Source organism: Lentzea alba, assembly GCF_047445655.1.
GTDB lineage: Bacteria > Actinomycetota > Actinomycetes > Mycobacteriales > Pseudonocardiaceae > Lentzea > Lentzea alba_A.
Map to the genome: position 1 here is coordinate 39,685 of NZ_JAJAEG010000001.1, position 19,986 is coordinate 59,670.

21 protein-coding genes and 1 pseudogene are annotated in these 19,986 nt (G+C 68.0%); 9 read left to right on the forward strand and 13 right to left on the reverse strand.

Features of this window, described 5'->3' with window-relative positions; all coding sequences use genetic code 11:
* The first annotated feature begins 22 nt into the window (after positions 1–22).
* On the forward strand, positions 23–1,312 hold the full coding sequence (locus tag LFM09_RS00200) for a cytochrome P450 (RefSeq protein ID WP_414094138.1): 1,290 nt from the start codon (positions 23–25) through the stop codon (positions 1,310–1,312).
* Between the two features lie 205 nt (positions 1,313–1,517).
* On the opposite strand, the gene LFM09_RS00205 is transcribed toward LFM09_RS00200, so the two are convergent.
* Positions 1,518–2,993, reverse strand: coding sequence for a peptide MFS transporter (locus LFM09_RS00205; RefSeq protein ID WP_414094139.1), 1,476 nt, complete (start codon positions 2,991–2,993; stop codon positions 1,518–1,520).
* Between the two features lie 142 nt (positions 2,994–3,135).
* On the opposite strand from LFM09_RS00205, the gene LFM09_RS00210 reads away from it, so the two are divergent.
* Both LFM09_RS00210 and LFM09_RS00215 read left to right on the forward strand, forming a co-directional pair.
* The gene (locus tag LFM09_RS00210) at positions 3,136–3,699 is read left to right on the forward strand and encodes a TIGR03086 family metal-binding protein (RefSeq protein WP_414094140.1); all 564 of its coding nucleotides are present in this window, start codon (positions 3,136–3,138) and stop codon (positions 3,697–3,699) included.
* Positions 3,700–3,784: 85 nt separating this feature from the next.
* Positions 3,785–4,447, forward strand: a complete 663-nt coding sequence (locus tag LFM09_RS00215; RefSeq protein ID WP_414094141.1) for a glycoside hydrolase family 75 protein — start codon at positions 3,785–3,787, stop codon at positions 4,445–4,447.
* Between the two features lie 365 nt (positions 4,448–4,812).
* Here the strand turns inward: LFM09_RS00215 and LFM09_RS00220 are convergent, their stop codons facing one another.
* Both LFM09_RS00220 and LFM09_RS00225 read right to left on the reverse strand, forming a co-directional pair.
* On the reverse strand, positions 4,813–5,280 hold the full coding sequence (locus LFM09_RS00220) for a GNAT family N-acetyltransferase (protein ID WP_414094142.1): 468 nt from the start codon (positions 5,278–5,280) through the stop codon (positions 4,813–4,815).
* Complete coding sequence (locus LFM09_RS00225; protein ID WP_414094143.1) at positions 5,277–5,777, reverse strand: DUF4262 domain-containing protein; 501 nt, start codon at positions 5,775–5,777, stop codon at positions 5,277–5,279. The genes LFM09_RS00220 and LFM09_RS00225 overlap by 4 nt, the downstream gene beginning before the upstream one ends.
* A gap of 99 nt (positions 5,778–5,876) precedes the next feature.
* Here LFM09_RS00225 and LFM09_RS00230 point away from each other — a divergent pair.
* Positions 5,877–6,534: pseudogene (locus LFM09_RS00230) on the forward strand (Scr1 family TA system antitoxin-like transcriptional regulator); the annotation flags it as partial.
* Positions 6,535–6,615: 81 nt separating this feature from the next.
* Positions 6,616–6,780 (forward strand): DUF397 domain-containing protein, encoded by a 165-nt coding sequence (locus LFM09_RS00235; protein ID WP_414094658.1) that lies wholly within the window; start codon positions 6,616–6,618, stop codon positions 6,778–6,780.
* Here LFM09_RS00235 and LFM09_RS00240 read toward each other — a convergent pair.
* Complete coding sequence (locus LFM09_RS00240) at positions 6,752–7,561, reverse strand: SDR family NAD(P)-dependent oxidoreductase (RefSeq protein ID WP_414094144.1); 810 nt, start codon at positions 7,559–7,561, stop codon at positions 6,752–6,754. The two genes, LFM09_RS00235 and LFM09_RS00240, sit on opposite strands and share 29 nt — an antisense overlap.
* A 58-nt stretch (positions 7,562–7,619) precedes the next feature.
* On the opposite strand from LFM09_RS00240, the gene LFM09_RS00245 reads away from it, so the two are divergent.
* Positions 7,620–8,186, forward strand: a complete 567-nt coding sequence (locus LFM09_RS00245; RefSeq protein ID WP_414094145.1) for a TetR/AcrR family transcriptional regulator — start codon at positions 7,620–7,622, stop codon at positions 8,184–8,186.
* 51 nt (positions 8,187–8,237) lie between these two features.
* Here the strand turns inward: LFM09_RS00245 and LFM09_RS00250 are convergent, their stop codons facing one another.
* Positions 8,238–8,987, reverse strand: coding sequence for a YebC/PmpR family DNA-binding transcriptional regulator (locus LFM09_RS00250; RefSeq protein ID WP_414094146.1), 750 nt, complete (start codon positions 8,985–8,987; stop codon positions 8,238–8,240).
* Complete coding sequence (gene pdxT / locus LFM09_RS00255; RefSeq protein WP_414094147.1) at positions 8,984–9,616, reverse strand: pyridoxal 5'-phosphate synthase glutaminase subunit PdxT; 633 nt, start codon at positions 9,614–9,616, stop codon at positions 8,984–8,986. Before pdxT ends, LFM09_RS00250 begins: the two co-directional genes overlap by 4 nt.
* A gap of 24 nt (positions 9,617–9,640) precedes the next feature.
* On the opposite strand from pdxT, the gene LFM09_RS00260 reads away from it, so the two are divergent.
* The gene (locus tag LFM09_RS00260; protein WP_414094148.1) at positions 9,641–10,840 is read left to right on the forward strand and encodes an MFS transporter; all 1,200 of its coding nucleotides are present in this window, start codon (positions 9,641–9,643) and stop codon (positions 10,838–10,840) included.
* Here LFM09_RS00260 and LFM09_RS00265 read toward each other — a convergent pair.
* From LFM09_RS00265 to LFM09_RS00275, 3 genes are all read right to left on the reverse strand, one after another.
* Positions 10,797–11,624, reverse strand: a complete 828-nt coding sequence (locus tag LFM09_RS00265; protein ID WP_414094149.1) for a hypothetical protein — start codon at positions 11,622–11,624, stop codon at positions 10,797–10,799. The two genes, LFM09_RS00260 and LFM09_RS00265, sit on opposite strands and share 44 nt — an antisense overlap.
* 41 nt (positions 11,625–11,665) lie before the next feature.
* On the reverse strand, positions 11,666–13,009 hold the full coding sequence (locus LFM09_RS00270) for an amino acid permease (RefSeq protein ID WP_414094659.1): 1,344 nt from the start codon (positions 13,007–13,009) through the stop codon (positions 11,666–11,668).
* A gap of 138 nt (positions 13,010–13,147) precedes the next feature.
* A complete protein-coding gene (locus tag LFM09_RS00275) occupies positions 13,148–14,335 on the reverse strand; it encodes a trans-sulfuration enzyme family protein (protein ID WP_414094150.1) in 1,188 nt (395 codons plus the stop codon).
* Positions 14,336–14,409: 74 nt separating this feature from the next.
* Between LFM09_RS00275 and LFM09_RS00280 the strand changes: the two genes are divergently transcribed.
* On the forward strand, positions 14,410–14,850 hold the full coding sequence (locus LFM09_RS00280) for an Lrp/AsnC family transcriptional regulator (RefSeq protein WP_414094151.1): 441 nt from the start codon (positions 14,410–14,412) through the stop codon (positions 14,848–14,850).
* Positions 14,851–15,009: 159 nt separating this feature from the next.
* Here the strand turns inward: LFM09_RS00280 and LFM09_RS00285 are convergent, their stop codons facing one another.
* Genes LFM09_RS00285 through LFM09_RS00295 form a run of 3 tightly spaced genes read right to left on the reverse strand, consistent with a single transcriptional unit; the run spans position 15,010 to position 18,452 of the window.
* A complete protein-coding gene (locus tag LFM09_RS00285; RefSeq protein WP_414094152.1) occupies positions 15,010–17,409 on the reverse strand; it encodes a BREX system ATP-binding domain-containing protein in 2,400 nt (799 codons plus the stop codon).
* Between the two features lie 57 nt (positions 17,410–17,466).
* Positions 17,467–17,775, reverse strand: a complete 309-nt coding sequence (locus LFM09_RS00290; protein WP_414094153.1) for an AzlD domain-containing protein — start codon at positions 17,773–17,775, stop codon at positions 17,467–17,469.
* On the reverse strand, positions 17,754–18,452 hold the full coding sequence (locus LFM09_RS00295; RefSeq protein ID WP_414094154.1) for an AzlC family ABC transporter permease: 699 nt from the start codon (positions 18,450–18,452) through the stop codon (positions 17,754–17,756). Before LFM09_RS00295 ends, LFM09_RS00290 begins: the two co-directional genes overlap by 22 nt.
* Positions 18,453–18,509: 57 nt before the next feature.
* Here LFM09_RS00295 and LFM09_RS00300 point away from each other — a divergent pair, with 57 nt between their 5' ends.
* Complete coding sequence (locus LFM09_RS00300) at positions 18,510–19,064, forward strand: helix-turn-helix domain-containing protein (RefSeq protein ID WP_414094155.1); 555 nt, start codon at positions 18,510–18,512, stop codon at positions 19,062–19,064.
* Here the strand turns inward: LFM09_RS00300 and LFM09_RS00305 are convergent.
* Complete coding sequence (locus tag LFM09_RS00305; protein ID WP_414094156.1) at positions 19,061–19,888, reverse strand: hypothetical protein; 828 nt, start codon at positions 19,886–19,888, stop codon at positions 19,061–19,063. The genes LFM09_RS00300 and LFM09_RS00305 overlap by 4 nt on opposite strands.
* Between the last annotated feature and the right edge of the window lie 98 nt (positions 19,889–19,986).

Genomic DNA, 19,986 nt, shown 5'->3' on the forward strand with positions numbered 1-19,986 from the left:
ACGTACCACTCACTGTGGAGGCATGCCGTCCACGCTGAAGACCGCCGCCCAGTTCTTCGCACTCCGCTCGCTGGTTCGCGGCTACGCACTGCTCGGTGACCCGTACGCGGCCGTGATCGCCTCGCCGCCGAACCGCGACCCGTACCCGATGTACGAGAAGGTGCGCGCGAAGGGCGACATGGTCCGCAGCCGCATGGGCGCGTACGTCACGCCGTCGCGCGAGATCTGCGACTCGGTGCTGCGGGACGGCAGGTTCCTCACCGCGACGTTCGACGAGAGCTCCCCCGTCCCGATCACGCTGGTCGAGGACGGCGAGAAGATCGTCAACCCGGTGCAGGACTCGTTCCTGATGATGAACCCGCCCAACCACGGCCGGCTGCGCAAGATCGTGCAGCCGTTCTTCACCCCGCGGGCGTTGAAGGACCGCACCGAGTCGATCCAGAAGATCGTCCGCACGTACCTGGACCGCCTGGACGGCAGGTTCGACGTCATCGAGGAGTTCGCCTCGCAGGTGCCGATCCAGGTCATCGCGGACCTGCTCGGCGTGCCGGACTCGGAGAAGGACCTCTTCGCCCGTTGGGGCAGTTCGCTCGCCGAGACGCTCGACGGCGTGTGGTCGTACAAGCAGCTGAAGGCCTTGCACGCCACCATCATCGAGTACAACGACTTCATCGACGGCCTGATGGACCAGCGCCGCCGCAACCCGCAGGACGACATCGTCAGCCACCTCGTCACGCGGCACGACGACCTCAGCCGCGAGGATCTCGTTGCCACCACGGGGTTGTTGCTCTTCGCCGGGTTCGAGACGACGGTCAACCTGATCGGCAACGGCGTGCTGAAGGCGTTCGAGAACCCGCACACCGTCGCGCCGCTGGGGCAGAGCCCGGAGTACGCCGAGGGGTTCGTCGAAGAGGTGCTGCGACTCGACCCGCCCGTGCAGTACACGATCCGGTTCCCGAAGGAACGCCTTGAGCTGGCGGGAGTTTCGCTGCCGAAGGGAATGCCGGTGATGTTGATGCTGGCGGCGGCGAACCGCGATCCGCGCGTGTTCAAGGACCCGTTGAAGTTCGACCCGACGCGGTCCAACGCGCGCGAGCACCTCGCGTTCAGCGCGGGCATCCACTACTGCATCGGTGCGGGGCTCAGCCGCATCGAGGGCGCGCTGGCGTTGCACGAGCTTTTCAAGCGCTTCCCAGACCTCGCTCCGGACGGCCCGGTGGCGCGCAGGAAGTCGAAGCTCATCCGCGGCGCGTTGCGACTTCCGGTTCGAGCAAACGAAACCAAACGGTCACTGGCGGTGAAGAACTCCTGACGTGGGGCGAAATTCGTCGCGATACGTGCTCGACTTCACCCGCCTGGAGCAATGTTCGTGCCCCAATGACACATCTCCGTAGTGCATCCTTGATGGCGAGAGGGAGACCCGCCGCACCGCCGCCGCGACGGGCCTCCCTCTCGCCCTTTTGTGACCATGAGGGTGACCTTCATGGACCTCAGGTCCATGAAGGTCACCCTCATGGTCACTCGACGCCCGCCATCAGCTTGCGGATCGCGGGTGCCGCCACGGCCAGGGCGAGACCAAGCACGATGGCCGCACCGCCCAGCGTGAAGAAGTACGCCGACGGGCTCGTCGTGTAGAACTTCACGAGCTGCGCGGCCACACCGGTACCGGCCGAGACCGCGAGGAACCACAGGCTCATCGTCTGCGACGCGAACGCCTTGGGCGCCAGCTTCGTCGTGACCGACAGGCCGACCGGCGACAGCATGAGCTCACCGCAGGTCATGATCAGGAACATCAGCACCAGCCACAGCGGCGTGACCTTGCCGGACTCCGCCGAGTTGCTCGCGAAGTACATGAGCACGAACGACAGACCGACCAGCACGAGCGCGCCGGCGAACTTGCGCGGGGTGCCGGGCGCGCGGTCGGCGAGCTTCAGCCACAGCCACGCGAACACCGGCGCCAGCACGATGATCATGATCGGGTTGATCGACTGGAACCACGCGACCGGGAACTCCCAGCCGAACACGTGGTTGTCGACGTGCGAGTCGGCGAACTCCGCGATGACCGACGCGCTCTGCTCGAAGATCAGCCAGAACATGGCGGCCGCGATGAACAGCGGGATGTAGGCCAGGACCCGCGGCTTCTCCTCCGGCAGCGTCTTCTTGCTGCGGTACATCACGGTGAAGTACGTGATCGGCAGGACGATCGACATGATGCTGATCATCAGGATGACGCCCTCGACGCCACCGAGCAGGTACGAGACCGCTCCCAGCGCGCCGATCGCGACCGCGATGACGGCGATGAGGCCGTAGACGCGGCCCTTCTCCTGCGCGGGCAGCGGGTTCGGCGCCACAGCAGCAGAACCGCGCAGGTTCTTGCGGCCGATGCGGTACTGGATCAGGCCGAGCGCCATGCCGACCGCGGCGACCGCGAAGCCGGCGTGGAAGCCGACGCCGTCCGCGAGCGCGCCGGTGATCAGCGGCGACACGAAGCCACCGATGTTGATCGCCATGTAGAAGATCGTGAAGCCGGCGTCACGACGCGTGTCGTGCTGCTCGTAGAGGCCGCCGACGACAGTCGAGATGTTCGGCTTGAGCAGGCCCGTGCCGAAGACGATGAAGATCAGGCCGAGGTACACGCCCACGATGCCGATCGGCAGCGCCAGCGCGATGTGACCGCACATGATCAGCACGCCGCCGTAGAAGGTGGCGCGCTGGCCGCCCCAGACGCGGTCCGCGAGCCAGCCGCCCGCGACACCGGACATGTAGACGGCGGTGCCGTAGATGGCGACGACGGACAGGGCGAGCGCCTTGTCGACGCCGAGACCGCCCTCGGCCACGGCTGTCCACAGGTAGAGGCCGAGGATGGCCTTCATCCCGTAGAAGGAGAACCGTTCCCAGAGTTCGGTGAAGAACAGCGTGGACAGGCCTCGGGGGTGCCCGAAGAAACCTTTGTCCTGCTCGGAGATGCTGGCGCTAGGGGCGCTCACGGCCATCGTCCTCTCGTGTCAACGATGTCACGGCGGATCGGTGCACATTACGCCGAACGCTCGTACGGTTAGAAATCAGGGTTGCGTCCGAGTGGCCCAACTCTCACGCCGGGGTGCGTAGTTGAGCGGGATTTGATGCACTGCTGGGGTGGACTTGATCCAGGCGCACGGATTGGCGATTACGGAGTTCGACCGTCGGGTGCGGGAGATCGCGCCCGACCAGTGGGTGCTGGGCACCCCCTGCCGGGAGTGGTCGGTCAGAGATCTGGTCGGTCACCTGGTCTACGAGCAGCTCTGGGCACCGGAACTGCTGGCCGGGTGCACCGTGGCGCAGGTCGGTGACCGGTTCGACCACGACAACCTCGGCGACGACCCGCTGGTGTCCTGGGTGGTCGCGGCCGCGGCGGCGCGCGAGGCGTGGCTGGAGCCGTCCGCGCTGGAAAAACCGGTGAGCGTGTCGTCGGGGACGATCGACGCCGCCGAGTACTGCTGGCAGATGACGACGGACCTCGCCGTGCACGCGTGGGATCTGGCGCGGTCGATCGGCGCGGACGAGCGGCTCGATCCTGAGCTCGCCTCGACTGTGCTGCGTTATGTGGAGCGGAACATCGAGGAGTGGGGCGAAACTTCGATGTTCGACTCACCGGTTCCGGTCGCGCCGGACGCCGACGACCAAACACGACTGATAGGACTTCTAGGACGTAAGCCCTAGTGCCTTGACACCCGTAACTTAAGTAGCGCACGGTAGTCGCACCGCCGCTTTCAGTCAGGAAACTTACCTGTCGAAAGAGGTGGCAATGCGCAAGCTCGCCCCAGGGCTTTTCGCCGTGGCCGCGCTCGTGGCCTCCGTCCTGGTCTCCCCCGCCGCCCAGGCCGCCGGTCCCAGCGCGGCGCAGCTGCTCGCCAAGCTGACGTCCTGCCAGCAGATCTCGAACGGCAAGTACGCCACCGACTCCGGTGGCGCGAAGACGGTTCCGGTCTGCGGCAAGACCGGCGCCGTCTGGTACAAGGCCGACATGGACATCGACTGCGACGGTCAGCCGACGCCGCGGTGCAACAAGAACACCGACCCGTGGTTCCAGCCGCAGACGGCGTTCCAGGACTCCAAGGGCAAGCACCTGATCGCCGACCAGCTGCCGTACACGGTCGTGCCGAGCGCCTCCGGCACGTTCGACTACCGCAAACACGGCATCCAGGGCGGCGGCGTCGTCGCGGTCATCTTCAACAACCGCGTCGAGTACACCGTCGTCGGTGACACGGGACCGGCGGACATCATCGGCGAGTCCTCCTACGCGGCCGCGGTGAACCTGGGCATCAACCCGAACCCGAAGACCGGCGGGACCGCGGGTCCCGTCCACTACCTCTACTTCAAGGGCTCGAAGGTGGCCCCGATCGAGGACCACGGGAAGGCCGTCTCGTCAGGAGAGGCCCTCGCCCAGAAGTTCCTCAACGAGAACTGAAGTTCATGAAGCTGTCTTGAAGCGCCCCGCCCCGCATCCCCCTTGCCTGCCTCCTGCGCGGCGGGGCGCTCCTCCCCCGATCACAGCCCGGGTGATCCCCCTGATCCCCTGCTGCCCCGTCTTTCTACAGCTAGTTCGTTGTCCGGTGTCGGAGCGTGATGACTGGACAACGTCCTCCGTACAACGTTTTTGTCCCGGACACGGCCTTTTCGGTCCGGACACAGCGCTGCCCCCGGCGCCGGATGCGCCGGGGGCAGCGGGTGCCGGACGGATCAGCCGACGTGTGATCGACGTCCGCACCGGTGGTTGGTCATGGGTGGACCGCCTCAGGACCATGCCAGGCTCGCATGACTTGGCTCTGAACGTCAGATGACCTTCTGCTCCAGAGTGACGCACCTGATACCGACGGCGTCGATCCGCTCGCCGGCGCGGACGAACCCGGCGCTCTCGTAGAACCTGAGGTTCTCGTCGCTCTCGGCGCCGGTGAAGAGCCAGACGACCCGGACGTCCAACGGCGCGTGCGCGGTGATCGCCTGGAGCAGCCGCCGCCCGATGCCTGCGCCCTGCACGTCGGGTGCGACGGCCAGCCGGGAGACCTCCATCCGATCGCCTTCGACGCGGCTGCGCACCGAGCCGATGAGCCTCTGCCCGTAGAACGCGCCGAGCGCGGGCGTGCTTTCTTCGAGGTGCGCCTTGATCTCGTCGAAGGTCTCCTTGAGCGGCGGCAGGTCCCAGGCGCCGTACCTCCTGGCCTCGTCGAGGTACGCGGCGCGCTGGATCGTCAGGACCTCGCCGGCGTGCATGGGGTGCAGTGGTCCGATGTGGACGTTCACGGTCCGGTGACCCCCGGCGTCCAGCTCTCCGGCACACCGCTCTCGGTGAGGATCAGCTGGTGCTCGTGGAACCCTTCGGGCGCGCTCGGCTGCCACGGCCAATGCCCGTGCGGCGTGGGCACGATGATCTGCACCGCCGCGAACTCCGAACCGTCGTAGAGCAGGTACGCGCTGCCGAAGAACTCGGGGTAGAAGCCCTTGTAGACGCGTTCGAACGTGACCGGCACGCCCTGGAAGAAGTCGTGGTAAAGCTGGCCGGGCTGGAACCGCTCGCCCTTGCTCGCGCGCTTGACGTACATGTTGATCAGGTTCTCGCCCATGCTCTCGGGCAGCCCGATCACGACGGCCTCGGCCACGCCGAACCTCCGCCAGGCGCCGACCGAGAACACGTACCCGGCACCCTCGTTGTCCGGCGGCACCGTCACGGTCGTGTGACCGTGCAGGTCCGCTTGGGAGAGCAGGCGGGCCCGCAACTCGAAATCCTCGTCCGAAAGCACGTAACCACCATACTTAGAGCTCCTCCAACGCTCCCACCTTCAGGCATTTTTGAGTGGAAACGATGGAGCGGAAGGGCATTGCACTTCTAGCGGTCCCACATGCCCAAGAGATCGTCAAGCGTGGTGGGGCGCGAGTTCGGCAACGGCGTCCGGGTGGCCGTCGAACGCACCGGCCTGACCCAGCGCAGACTGGCCGAGCTGCTCGGCTGGCACGAAGCCAAGATTTCAGACTTGTTGGCAGGTGAGGGAGGCGTGGACGAACTGGAGGTCGCCACTCTGCTCGCGTACTGCCGCACGCCCCTCGTTGAGCGGGAACACCTGCTCGCGTTGTTCCGCGAGTCAGGAAGTGTCTGGCTGCAGATTCCCGAAGACGGCGTGCCGGACCAGGTCCGCACATTGATCGAGCAGGAGCGCGCGGCCAACGAGATCATCTGCTGGTCGATGGTCCTCGTGCCCGGCCTGCTCCAGATACCCGAGTACATCGACGTGGTCACCAAGGCCGCACCGATCGAGGCCGAGGACGTTCCGGCAGTTGTGGCCGCGCGGGTCGCACGCGCGAAGATCCTGTTTGCTGAGGTTGTCCGTACGGCGCTACATCAGCATCCGGATCGTCCCCACGTCGATCGGCATGCACGCGGGCACGTCGGGCGACTTCCGGTTGATGAAGTTCCCGAAGTTCCCTCCGGTCGTCTACATCGAGAGCGTCAAGTGCTGCCTGTTCTTCGATGACAAGGAAACCGTCGACGTCTACGCGAACATCCTGAAGGCCCTCGCTGCTGTCGCCCTCGATGAGGAACAATCGAGGGCGGTGATCAACAGCGTTTTTGGAGGGCCTCCAATGACCGTCTGGCGCAAGAGCAGCTTTAGCGGCACCGGCGACAACTGCGTTGAGATCGGCACCGACGTTGGCATCCGCGACAGCAAGGCGCCGACCACGCACCTGCCCGTCTCGGCAGCCGCCTGGAACGCGTTCCTCAACGACCTCCTGGCTCGACACCGGTGAGTTCGACGCTCCTCGCCCACACGCGAGCAGCGAGCGCGCGGTCTGCCAGCTGACCGCGCACGGGTTCGACGCGGGGTTCGCCGCGCAGCCCCAGCACCCGTGGCCCCAGCATCTGGCCGCCGCGCACACTCGGGTCGAGAACGGCCCTGACCGCGGGCCATGCGCCGGCGTGCTTGCCCTGCAACAAGAGACCCGCGGGCAGGCTCAGCAACCGTCGGGGCGGCGTGAGGGAGTCGAGTGCGCCGCCGGGGTGGTTGACCACGCTCAGCACGGCGGACTGGCGGCGGTCGAGCTCGAAGGCGAACAGCATCTGTGCCTGCTTCGACCTGGCGTAGGCGTCTTTGGGATTCTTGGCCACGAAGCTGCCGGTGGTGACGACCCGGCCTTCCGGTGCGGCCGTGAGCAGCGGCATGAGCCAGGAGACCAGCGCGAAGTGTCCGAGGTGGTTGGTGGCGTACATCAGCTCGGGGTCGTCGATCATGACACCGGCGTTGCACACGACCGCGTCGAGGTTCTCCAGGGAGTTCGCCGCGTCCTTCACCGAGGCCAGGTCGGCGAGATCCAATTGTAGGTGACGCACACGCGCATCGGGCACGGCACCGCGGATGGACGCCATCGCCGCGCCTGCCTTCGTAGCGCTTCGACTGCCCACGACGACCGTGGCGCCGGTGGTGGCGAGCTGCTCGGCGACGAAGTACCCGATACCCGCGTTGGCGCCCGTGACCAGGAAGGTCTTCCCCTCGGCGCGCGGCAGCCGGTGAACGTTCCACTGTGAGGACATGATCTCACGATAGCCGGAGTCACTCCGACTTTGGAGTGACTCCGGATAGACTTGGGGTGTGACCGGACGACGTGAACGCAAGAAGGCCGCCACCAGAGAAGCTCTGGCCACGGCGGCACGCAGGCTGTTCCTGGAGCGCGGGTTCGACCAGGTCACCGTCGCCGAGATCGCGGCGGAAGCGGACACGGCGCTGTCGACGCTGTTCGTGCACTTCCCCGGTGGGAAGGAGGCGCTGGTCCTCGGCGACGGCCGCGAACGCGAACAGGCGCTGACCACCGCGGTGAGACACCGGCCGGAAGGGGTCTCGATCCTCCAGGCGCTGCACGACTTCCTCGCGACGCGCGGCCCGTTCGATCCCGAGCCCAGCCCCCAGGCTCGACGAGTGGCCGACCTCGTGATCGCGACCCCGGCCCTGCGCACCTACGCCAGGGCGCTGTGGACGGGCTGCGAGACCGCGCTCGCCGAGGTCATCGCCGAGGAGACCGGGCGCCCGGTCGACTTCTCGCTGCGGCAACTCGCCAGGTACGTGCTGGAGATCCCCGACCTGGCCGGCACCGACGCCGCCCCGCCCGCCGCGCTGACCGCCGCCTTCACCCGCCTCCAGCGCGCGTGGCCCGACCTCTGAAAACGCGAGAACGCCGGCCACGCGTACGTGACCGGCGTTCTCGGGAAGTGGTCAGCCGACCTCGGCCATGACCTCGTCCGACACGTCGAAGTTCGCGAAGACGTTCTGCACGTCGTCGCAGTCCTCCAGCGCGTCGATCAGCTTGAAGATCTTCTTCGCGCCCTCGACCTCCAGCTGCACGGAGACCGACGGCAGGAAGCTCGACTCGGCCGACTCGTAGTCGATGCCGGAGTCCTGCAGCGCCTTGCGGACCGGGATCAGGTCGCCGGCCTCGGACACGACCTCGAAGGCCTCGCCCAGGTCGTTGACCTCCTCGGCACCGGCCTCCAGCACCGCCATCATCACGTCGTCCTCGGACGTGCCCGCCTTCGGCACGATCACGACGCCCTTGCGGCTGAACATGTACGACACCGAGCCGGGGTCGGCCATCGAGCCGCCGTTGCGGGTCATCGCCGTGCGGACCTCGGTGGCGGCGCGGTTGCGGTTGTCGGTGAGGCACTCGATGAGCACCGCGACACCGTTGGGCCCGTAGCCCTCGTACATGATCGTCTGCCAGTCGGCGCCGCCGGCTTCCTCGCCACCGCCGCGCTTGCGGGCGCGCTCGATGTTGTCCAGCGGCACCGAGTTCTTGCGGGCCTTCTGGATCGCGTCGAACAGCGTCGGGTTGCCGTCCGGGTCCCCGCCACCGGTGCGGGCGGCCACCTCGATGTTCTTGATCAGCCGCGCGAAGAGCTTGCCGCGCTTGGCGTCAATAGCGGCCTTCTTGTGCTTGGTGGTCGCCCACTTGGAGTGGCCGCTCATTTCTCCTCCGAACCAGTCAAACCACGAACCATGTCCACGAACAGGCGGTGGACGCGCTCGTCCCCGGTGAGCTCCGGGTGAAACGCCGTGGCCAGCACGTTGCCCTGCCTGACCGCGACGATCCTACCGGCGGCGTCGCCCGCCTCAGCCGTAACGGGCACCGTAGCGAGAACCTCGACCTCCCCGCTCACCGCCTCCACCCACGGCGCACGGATGAACACGGCGTGCACCGTCTCACCAGCCAGATCGAGATCCGTCTCGAACGAGTCGATCTGCCTGCCGAACGCGTTCCTGCGCACCGTGACGTCGAGGCCGCCGAGCTGGTGCTGGTCGTCGCGCCCGTCGAGCACGTTGTTGGCCAGCAGGATCATGCCCGCGCACGACCCGTAGGCCGGGAATCCGGCCTTGATCTTGGCTTTCAGCGGCTCCAGCAGCCCGAAGTTGTCGAGCAGCTTGCTGATGGTCGTCGACTCACCACCCGGGATCACGATCCCGTCCAGCTCGTCCAGCTCCTCTGGCCGGCGGACGGGACGCGCGGTGACGTCGCACTTGGCGAGTGAGATCAAGTGCTCCTGGACGTCTCCCTGCAGAGCGAGCACGCCGATGACGGGTGGGGCAGCGACAACCATGCCCACCAGCATAAAGTCGCGCGGATGGGGGATGTGCGGCTGGGCCGTGAGTTCGGCTGGCTCTGGGCGGCGTACGCGGTCAGCACAGCCGGCACCTGGCTCGCTTTCGACGCGTTTCCGCTGATCGCGATCCTGGTCCTGGACGCTTCGGCCACTGAGGTGTCGATGCTGGCCGCGGCCGGTCTGGCGGCGGGTGCGGCGCTGGCGATCCCGCTCGGGCCGTGGGTGGAGTTCCGCCGCAAACGGCCGGTGATGATCGCGATGGACCTGGGCCGGTTCGCTGTGTTGCTGACCGTGCCGCTGGCTTTTGCTCTGGGCCGGCTGACGTATGCCCAGCTCGTGGTGGTGACGGTGGTGGTGACGGCGGCCGGCATCACCTACACGGCGGCGGCTGGGGCTCATTTGAAGGCGCTCGTGCGGCCGGACCACCTGCTCATCGCGAACGGCCGTTTCGAGTCGACGATGTGGACGGCGACTGTGCTCGGGCCGCCGCTGGGTGGGGCTGCGATCGGGCTGTTCGGGCCGGTGTTGACGGTGGTGGCTGACGCGTTCAGCTACCTGCTGTCGGCTTTGGGGCTCCGGGCGATCGGGGGTGGTGAGCCGAGGCCTCAGCGGGTGGCTCGCTCCGCGAGTCTGGGTGACGTCGTCGAAGGTTGGCGCCACATCCTGCGCTCCCCCGCGCTGCGGCCGTTGTTCTTCAACCAGGCGCTGGTCGGCGCGCTCATCATGGCGACCACCCCGCTGCTCGCCGTCCTGATGCTCGGCGACCTCGGCTTCGCCCCGTGGCAGTACGGCCTGGCGTTCGCCCTCCCGTGCGTCGGCGGCATCATCGGGGCGCGGTTGGCTCCCCGCCTGGTCACCCGGTTCGGTCAGCGGCGAGTCCTGGTGGTGTCAGGGACATTGCGCGCGTGCTGGTCGGTCGGCCTGGCGTTCGTCGGCCCCGGAGTCGCCGGCCTGGTACTGGTGCTGGCGGTCCAGTTCGGGTTGTTGGTGAGCATGGGCGTGTTCAACCCGGTGTTCGCCACCTACCGCCTCGAACAGACCGCGCCCGACAAGATCGTGCGCACGCTCTCCGCATGGTCGGTCTCCACGAAGGTCACCACCGCGAGCACGACCGCGTTGTGGGGCCTGCTGGCGGCGCTGACCGGACCGCGGCCGGCGATCGGGATCGCCGGCCTGCTCATGCTGGCGACGCCGTTCTTCCTGCGCCGCGCAAAACCCTGAGCGCCCGCAACGTGTTCCACCGAGCCTGGTCCACCTCGAACCACACTTTGCCGGGATGCGGGGCCGTCGCCTTCCACCGGCCATCACGCTCGCGCTTCTCCAGCTCCCCCAACGCATCCGACAGCCGTTCGTCATCGAGCGCGTCCGCAGCCCAGAAGTGGTCCAACGCGCGCAAGGTGTCGTACCGCCAACGCGGCGGAAACACCGGCCGCAGGAACTCCGGCTTCACGACCTCGCCCGTCCGATGCGAGCGGAACAGCCGATGCTGCAACAGGAACTCGCGACCACGTTCGGCCGCCGCGAGGTCGGGGAGGCCGTCCAGCACGTTGATCGTGGTGTGGAACGAGCTGTGCCGCGCGGGCACGCAGTTCCACCCGCCGTCCTCCAGCTGCCCGGCCAGCACGAACTGGAGCACCTCGTCGTGCGGCAACCCGGCCCAGGACAGGAGCGCGAGGGCGAACCCGGCGATGCACATGTCCTTGCGCCAGATGTCGTCGGTCAGAAACAGCGCACACGAGTCGCGGACGACCTCGCCGGGCAGCCCGTACTGCCGCAGCTCCAGGAGCGAGTACGTCGTGGAAATCCACTTCTCGCCGTAGATCTTCGGGGTCCACCGCCCGCTCGCGTCCCGGTGGGACAGCAGCTCCGCGCCCCAACCCTCAACAGCGACCCGAGCGCGTTCCGCCTCCCACTCCGCCGCGGGCGCGTCGCACAGGTCGCGCAACACCTGCCACCGAATCGCTGGATCCGAGTCCAGCAACCAGGAAAGGGCCTCCTCGTCCACCGTCGGAACGGTAGTCGAGGAGGCCCCGGAAAGCAGAGCGATCAGTCGACGGAGACGAGCTGCTCCCGCTCCGGCCCGACCGGCTGACGCGACTTCACGAAGCGCCACCCGAGGAACAGCACCAGAGCCAGCCCCGGAATCGACCAGAACGCGATCTTCTCCGCGTGCCCGCCGAACGCCATCTGTCCGATCACCAGCGCGAGGAACGCCAGCGTTCCGTACGAGGTGTAGGGCGCGCCGGGCATCCGGTACGACGGCCGTTCCAGCTCACCCGCCATCGCCTTCTTCCGCAGCCGCAGCTGGCAGATGATCAGCGTGGCCCACGTCGACACGACACCCAGCGACGCCACCGCGATCGCGATGTCGAACGCCTCCTTGGGCACGATGTAGTTGAGCACCACGCCGAACAGGTAGGCCGCACCGGTGAACAGGATGCCGCCGTACGGCACGTGCCGGGAGTTCATCTTGCCGGTGATCGCCGGGGCCTCACCCTTCTGCGCCAGCGAGCGCAGGATGCGGCCGGTGGAGTACAGACCGGAGTTGCAGGAGGACAGCGCGGCCGTCAGGACCACCGCGTTCATGATGTCGCCGACGGCCGGGATGCCCAGTGCCGAGAACACGGTGACGAACGGCGACTCGGTGCCGGTGAAGTGGTGCCACGGCAGGAGCATCGTCAGCAGCAGCACGGAACCGACGTAGAAGATCGCGATGCGGTAGACCACGCCGTTGATGGCGCGGGGCATGATCTTCTCGGGGTCCTTGGTCTCGCCCGCCGCGATACCGACGAGCTCGATGGCCGCGTAGGCGAAGATGACGGCCTGCAACGTCATCAGCGCGACGCCGAAGCCGGCCGGGAAGAGGCCGCCGTGGCCGAGCGTGTTCGAGACCGAGGCCGTGGTGCCGCCGATGTCCGCGTTGCCGATGACCAGGCTGGTACCGACCACCAGGAAGACCACGATCGCGGTCACCTTGATGACGGAGAACCAGAACTCCAGCTCGCCGAAGAGCTTGACGGACAACATGTTGATGGCGATCAGCACCACCAGCGCCACCAGCGCGGTGATCCACTGCGGCAGGTCGGGGAACCACTTGTGCATGTAGATCGCGACCGCGGTGATCTCAGCGATGCCGGTCATCGCCCAGTTCAGCCAGTACAGCCAGCCCGACGTGAAGCCGGCCCACGGGCCGATGAACTCGCGGGCGTACTCGACGAAGCTGCCGGACACGGGCCGGTGCAGCACCAGCTCGCCCAGCGCCCGCATGACGAAGAACGCCGCGAGGCCGCACACCGCGTACGACAGGATCAGCGACGGCCCCGCCGTGGCGAGGCGTCCGCCCGCACCCAGGAAGAGGCCGACGCCGATCGCACCACCGATTGCGATCATCTGCACCTGACGCTTGCTCAGCGCCTTGGTGTAGCCGTCCGCATCAGTTTCCACAGAACTCACGAGGAAGTTCCTTCCGAAACGAAAAATTGCTCGCATCGGAACCTCCCGCGCCCCGATGCGCTGATGCGGGGGACCTTAGTGAGTGGCGGTCATCACCAAGTAATCACCTGGGGAAGGCTTAACGTAAGCGACGTCACAGAGAGCCGCATTCAGGTCGTTCCAAATGTCCTCGACGTGCTCGAGTCCCACGGAAATGCGCAGCAAATTCTCCGGAACGCCCGATGCACGCAGTTCTTCGCCGGGTACCAGGCGATGGGTGAGCGCCCACGGGTGCTCGATCAGGGTGTCGACCGAGCCCAGCGACACGGCCGGCGTGATCAGCCGCAGCCGCCGCACGACGTCCGTCGGGTCGCCGTGCACGCCGAACGCGATCATCGCGCCGGTTCCGCGCATCTGCAGAGACACGGACGGGTAGCGCACGAACTCAACAGCGTCGTGCTCTGCCAGCCGCGAGGCCAGCACCGCGGCGGAGCGTGAAGCCGCCTCGACGCGCAACGGCAACGTCGCCAGCCCGCGGTGCAGCAGGTAGCCGCCCAACGGGTGCAGCACGGCACCCGTGATGATCCTGACCTGCCGCAACGCCGCAGCCAGAGCGTCCGAGCAAGCCACGACACCGCCGAGCACGTCGCCGTGCCCGCCGAGGTACTTGGTGCCGGAGTGCAGGACGTAGGAGGCGCCGTGCAGTGCCGGGTTCTGCAGGATCGGGGTCGCGAAGGTGTTGTCGACCATCACCGGCACCGAACCGGCCTGGCGCACGACGTGGTCGATGTCGACCAGGTCCAGGTTCGGGTTCGCCGGCGTCTCGACGACGATCAACCCGGTGTCCGGCCGGATCGCGGAGGACACCAGGCCTGCTTCGACATAGGTGGTTCGGACGCCCAGGAGACCGGACGACAGCAGGTGGTCCGTGCCGCCGTAGAGCGGCCGCACCGCCACGACGTGCGGTTTTCCGGCCATCACGCACGCGGCCTGGATCACCGCCGTCACCGCGGCCATGCCACTGCCGAACGCGACCGCGGCCTCCGTGTGTTCAAGGGAGGCCAGCGCCTGCTCGAACCGCGCCACGGTCGGGTTGTGCAGCCGCGCGTACACGGGCGACGAAGCCCGTGCAGCGCCCGTCGCCCACTCACCCAGTGCTTCCCCGCCGAGTGCCTGGTCAGGCACGGGGTAGGTGGTGGACAGGTCGATCGGGGGTGCGTGCACGCCGAGCTCCGCAAGGTCGTCGCGGCCGCCGTGCACTGCGATGGTCTCGATGCGCGTCATGGCCGGAATGGTGGAGACTTCCTCGTCAGGACGGGTTTGGAACCGCAGGAGATTCGGCAGAACGGAGAAGAGCCGTGCTGGATTCGATCGACGAGGCCATCGTGCGGGAGCTGCGGAAGGACGCGCGGCTGCAGAACAAGGACCTGGCCGAACGCGTGAACGTCGCGCAGTCCACCGCGGTCGTGCGGCACCGGGCGTTGCGGGAGCGCGGGGTGATCACCGGCTACCACGCCGAGGTCGACCTCGGTGCGGTCGGGCGGCACGTCCAGGCGATGCTCGCGGTGAAGATCCGGCCGCACACCAAGGAGATCGTCGACCCGTTCATGGCGTATGTTCTGTCCTTGCCCGAAACTCTTGCACTCTCACATGTGACCGGGCCGGAAGATTTCCTGGTGCACGTCGCGGTATCGGATGTCGGCCACCTGCAGCGACTAGTGCTGGACAAATTCACCAGTCGCCGCGAAGTGACAGAAGTGCACACAAATCTGCTCTTTTCGCACGTTCGGAAGCACTAGTGGTGTGGCTCGGAAGGTTGCCGGGGGAATTCGCGGTCAGACGGGTGCATCGTGGTGCCGCCCCCACGTCCTCGTACTGGTTGTACGGGGGCGTGGGGGCGGTGCCGCGAGGTGCCCTGCTGAGCGTGGATCACCTCGCCAACGTTCCGAGACGCGCCACTAGCTCGCGAGCCTTAAAGCGGGTGCGAGCTGGTCGCGCCCGTCAATGCCGAGCTTGCGATAAACCTTCGTCAGATGGATCTCGACGGTCCGCAGCTGCACGAACAGCGCGGCCGCGATCTCGCGGTTCATCTTGCCCTCGGCGGCCAGCGCGGCGACCCGCCGTTCGGACTCGGTCAGCCCCGCCGGCCCGGCCGCCAGCTCCTGCCGGATCTCCTCGGCCAGCTCCTCGACCCCGCAGTCGTCAGCGAGATCCACTGCTGTCCGCAGCTCCGCCCGTGCCGGTTTGACCCGCCCCGCCAGGTGCAGCGCCCGCCCCAGCGCGAAGTGGCTGCGCGCCCGTTCCAGCAACGCACCCGTTCCGGCCAGCAGGTCGACCGATTCCTGAAGCAGCGCAACGCCTTCCACACCTTTGAGCACGCCTTGTTCACGCAACGCCGCCGCCAGCGGCAGCACCGCACTCGTCGCGCGCGCCAAAAGCTCCTCCGCTGCGAGGTGCTCTCCTCCGAGAGGCAGCCGCCACGACGTGCTGTCGTAACCGCGCGCACGGAGTCGTTCGCCGCAGTCGAGCAAATCGCGCACACCGTCCTTGCGCCGCTCGGCCGCGATCCGCACCCGTCCTCGGGCGGCGAGGAGTCTTGGCGCCCCGAACAGATCCGGCACCTCCCCCGGCACCACGTCGAACACCCCCGACGCCATCTCGACGTCACCCATCTCCAGCAGTGCCAACGCAAGCTCGGTCAACGCCGCGAAGATCGGCGTCGACACCCGTGCCGCGCCGCAGCTCTCCAACGTCGCCAACGCCTCCCGCGCATCCGCCTCGGCCCCCGCCAGCCGCCCGAGGTCCCTCAGGCACGCTGAACGCACCGTGAGCGCCGCCGCCACGCACGGCCGGTGCTGCCACCTCCGCGCAATGGTCAGCGCACGGTCCGCGCGGGCGTACGCAGCCGTAAGTTCGCCACGCTGCCTTAAGAGACTGATCGCGCGCAGGTACGGCTCGAAATCCACGGGCGTGGCCGGCACGACGTCCGGGTCACCGATGGCGTCCGGCTCGAACTCCGGCTCCTCGCCGAGGTGCGCCAGCAACCCAGGCAGCGCGGGATGCGCCGGATCCGCCTCGCCAAGATGATCCACAGCCGCCGCAACATCCACATAGGACTCAACTTCACCGAGTTCCGCCAGCAGCACACCGGATCCCGGCTCGTCCATCGCCCGCCGCAGGTACCGAACCGCGTCGACCACCCGGTTACGCGCACGGGCCCGTCCGGCAGCCGACACCAGCACCTCGGTCGCCCACTCCTCATTCAGCGGCCGCGTCTCGACCAGGTGCTCGGCCACCGCCTCGGCCGACGCACCCGTCTCGGTCAGCAACCGAGCCGCGGCGGAGTGCAGGTCCTGACGCTCGGTGATGGTCAACTCTTCGCGAAGTGTGTTACGCACCAACGGATGCACCAACGCCCCGTCCGCCGACAGCAGGCCCATCCGGTGCAGCGCGGCAATCGTGCCGGCGAGCTCGCACGGTTCGGTGCCGATCAGCTCAGCCACGCGCGGCAACGTGACCTCGCCTCCCAACACCGCCAACGCGTGCAGCGCATCGGGTGCGTGCGGGGCGAGGCGACGCAGCCGTACGTTCACCGTGGGCAGCAACGCCGGTGCGGTGAGCCCTACGACGTGATCGCTGTACGCCCGCAAGAGGCTGAGCAGCAGCAACGGGTTGCCACCCGCCTCCGCACGGCAGAGCGCTACGAACTCGTCGTTGACCTGCTGCCCCAGCTCGTTCTCGATCAACGCGCGCGAGGCCGCGAACTCCAGCTCGTCGAGCCGTATCTCCTTGGCGGCGGCCGCGAGGAGTTCCTCCAACGTCTGCGGCCCGGTGCACACCTCTCCGGCGCCGATCCCCGCCACGGCGAGGACGGGCAGGTGCTCAATGCGGTGCGGCAGCGTGCTCAACCACTGCAGCGACGGCTGATCGGCCCACTGCGCGTCGTCGACGACCACGGCGACCGGCCGTTGGGCAGCCATCCGCGCCAACGCCCGATGCAACACGTGCAACTCGGGCAACGTCACCGGCCCCGGCTCGGCCAGCGAGTCGGACTGCCCCAACGCCGCGGCGATACGCGGCAGGTGCTGAACGTCCTCCCCCGGCTGCACACACACGAACAGCCTGCTGACCACCCCGAACGGCAACTCGCGCTCGAGATAACTCCCCCGCGCCGCCAGCACCGTGAACCCCTGCCGCGCGGCCAGCTCCCGCGCGGTGGTGAGCAGCGCCGTCTTACCGGCCCCAAGTCCCCCGGTGGCCACCACGAGGTGCCCATCGCCGTTCGCCGCCGACGTCAGCGCACCGGCCAGCTGAGTCGTCTCCCGGTCCCGCCCGACCAGTCCAGGTTTCGCAGCCATGGGTCCATCTGAGGCCCCACCCCCATCAGCCCCCTATCGCGGAGGCATTACCCACCCCTATGCCACGCCGATGAGCCTCAACCCGGCCGTGGTCGCCGCGGCCAGCACGATCACCGCGACGAACGGCAGCTTCCGCCACGCCGCCACCCCACCGACGACCACGCCGAGCGCGAGCGCCCACCCGCCGAACTGCTTGCCGTTCGTCAGCGCCGAGACCGCCACCAGCGCCAGCAGCAGCACCGTTGCCGAAGCCGTCATCAGCTCCTGGACCTTCTCCGGCAGCGTGACGCGGTCGCGCAGCAGCGGGCCGGCGAACCGGATCGCGAAGGTGCCTGCTGCGAGGATCAGGACTGCGGCGACGGGCACTTTGCGTCCTCCTTCTTCGTCTTGAACACGAACAGTCCGGCCAGCGCGAGCAGCACGGGCACGCCAGCAGGCAGGAACGGCGTCGTCGCGAGCGCTATCGCCGCACCCACCAGGGCCGCGTTGCGCGTCGTCGCGTCCTTCAGCGCCGGAAGTGTCAGCGCGAGCATGGCCGCGGGGAACGCCGCGTCCAGCCCGAACGTCGCCGGGTCGCCGATCGCCTGCCCCGCCAAAGCCCCGACGAGCACGCCCACGTTCCAGCTGAAGAACAGCGACACGCCGCACGCCCAGTAGGCCGCCCGCGCGCGAGCGGGATCCTTCTGCGACATCGCGAACGCCGTCGACTCGTCGATCAACAGATGGCTGCCGACGATCCGAGCCAACGGGCTTTTGCCCAGCACGTCCCCGATCGCCAGCCCGAACGGCAGGTGCCGCGCGTTGAGCACCAGCCCGGCCAGCACCGCGGCGGCAGGGCTGCCACCAGCGGCGACGATCCCGACCGCCATGAACTGCGAGCCGCCCGCGAAGATCACCAGCGACATCAGCACCGGCATCCACCAGGGCAGCCCCGACCCGACCGAGATCGCCCCGAAGGAGGCACCGGTGACCGCTGCCCCCAGTGCGACTGCGGCCACGTCACGCAGAAGCACAGCATCAAGAGTTCGCCATATCGAACGCATCACCCATTACGATGAACACCAGAACGGGTGTTCGTCAAGCCGAACGGATGGACTTCTGTGTCGAACGCACCACTCGACCTCATCGCGGCCAACCTCCGCCGCGAGCGCGACCGCACCGGCATGTCCCTGAGCGAGGTCGCGAAGAAGGCCGGCGTCGCGAAGTCGACGCTCTCCCAGCTGGAGTCCGGCAGCGGCAACCCCAGCGTGGAAACGCTGTGGGCACTCGGCGTGGCGCTCGGCGTCCCGTTCAGCCGCCTGGTCGAACCCGCCGTGCCGCGCGTCCAGGTCATCCGCGCCGGCGAGGGCCCGGTCATCCACTCCGAACGCGCGCACTACTCCGCCACGCTGCTGGCCGCGTGCCGTCCGGGGACCAAGCACGACATCTACTGGCTGGCTCTCGAACCCGGAGGCGCTCGCGAGTCGGAGCCGCACGTGCCGGGCAGCGTCGAGCACATGATCGTGGCGAGCGGGCGGTGCCTGGCGGGGCTCGCCGAGGACCCGATCGAGCTCGGACCTGGGGACTACATCGTTTACCCCGGCGATCTGCCGCACATCTGCAAGGCGCTGGAGCCGGGTACGACCGCGATGATGGTCATGGAGCACACCGTCTAGGCGGACAGCTGACGGAACAACGTCCGCAGCCACGGTTCGGCGAGCGCCGGTTCACCGTCGATCGCCCGCGCGATCCTGCGCCGGACCTCCTTGCTCCGCCCCAGTTCCACCAGCCGCACCGCCTCGGCCAGCGCTTTCCGCGTCCGCTCGTCGCGCCGGATCTCGTCCGGCTCGGCCAGCCACTTCGGCGGCGGGAACGATCTCGTCAGCTTGGGCTGGAAGTCGCCGAAGTACGACCAGGCGTACGGGTCCAACGACACGTTCACCACGGAGGCGGCCGGCAGGCGGCGGGTCCAGTCGCGGTGCTGCTGCCAGCGGAACTTGTTCGGCGTGGTCCTGCCCTGACTCGTGACGCCGACGAACCGGAGCTTGCGGCGGATCACGGGCCAGGTCTCGCGCTCCTCGGCGATCCAGTCGTCGAGCAGCGTGAAGAGCCGGGTGAACGTCCCGCCCGAGGACACGACGTCGACGAACGTCACCGGGCGGGTGCGGCGAGCCAGTGCCGCGGGCGTGATGCCGAGACCGGCCGCCACCTCGCGGGCCCGCAGGGTCTGGGCGCGGGTGTAGTCGCCCCGGCTCCAGAACGAGAGCGGCAGCCGGGCGACGGTGTGTCCGGTCCCTTCGAGGGCGCCGCCGAGCAGGTCGTGCATCGAGTCGAGCGAGCGGCCGACGAACACCAGGTCGCCGTTGCCGCTGCGGGCCAGCACCTTGCCCGCGCACTCCGCCAGTGCGGCGAGGTGCTCCAGCTCGGGAGGCGTGACGTCGTCGAGCAGCGACCCGAGTTGGTCGGACGTCACGAGATCCCAGCGGAACGGCACGTTCACGACCTCAATGATCCACCACGAGTCCATTCCCGCCGATCACGCCACCGCATGCGAACAGGGTGGTCGTGGCCCAAGAGCCACAACCACCCTGTTGGCCG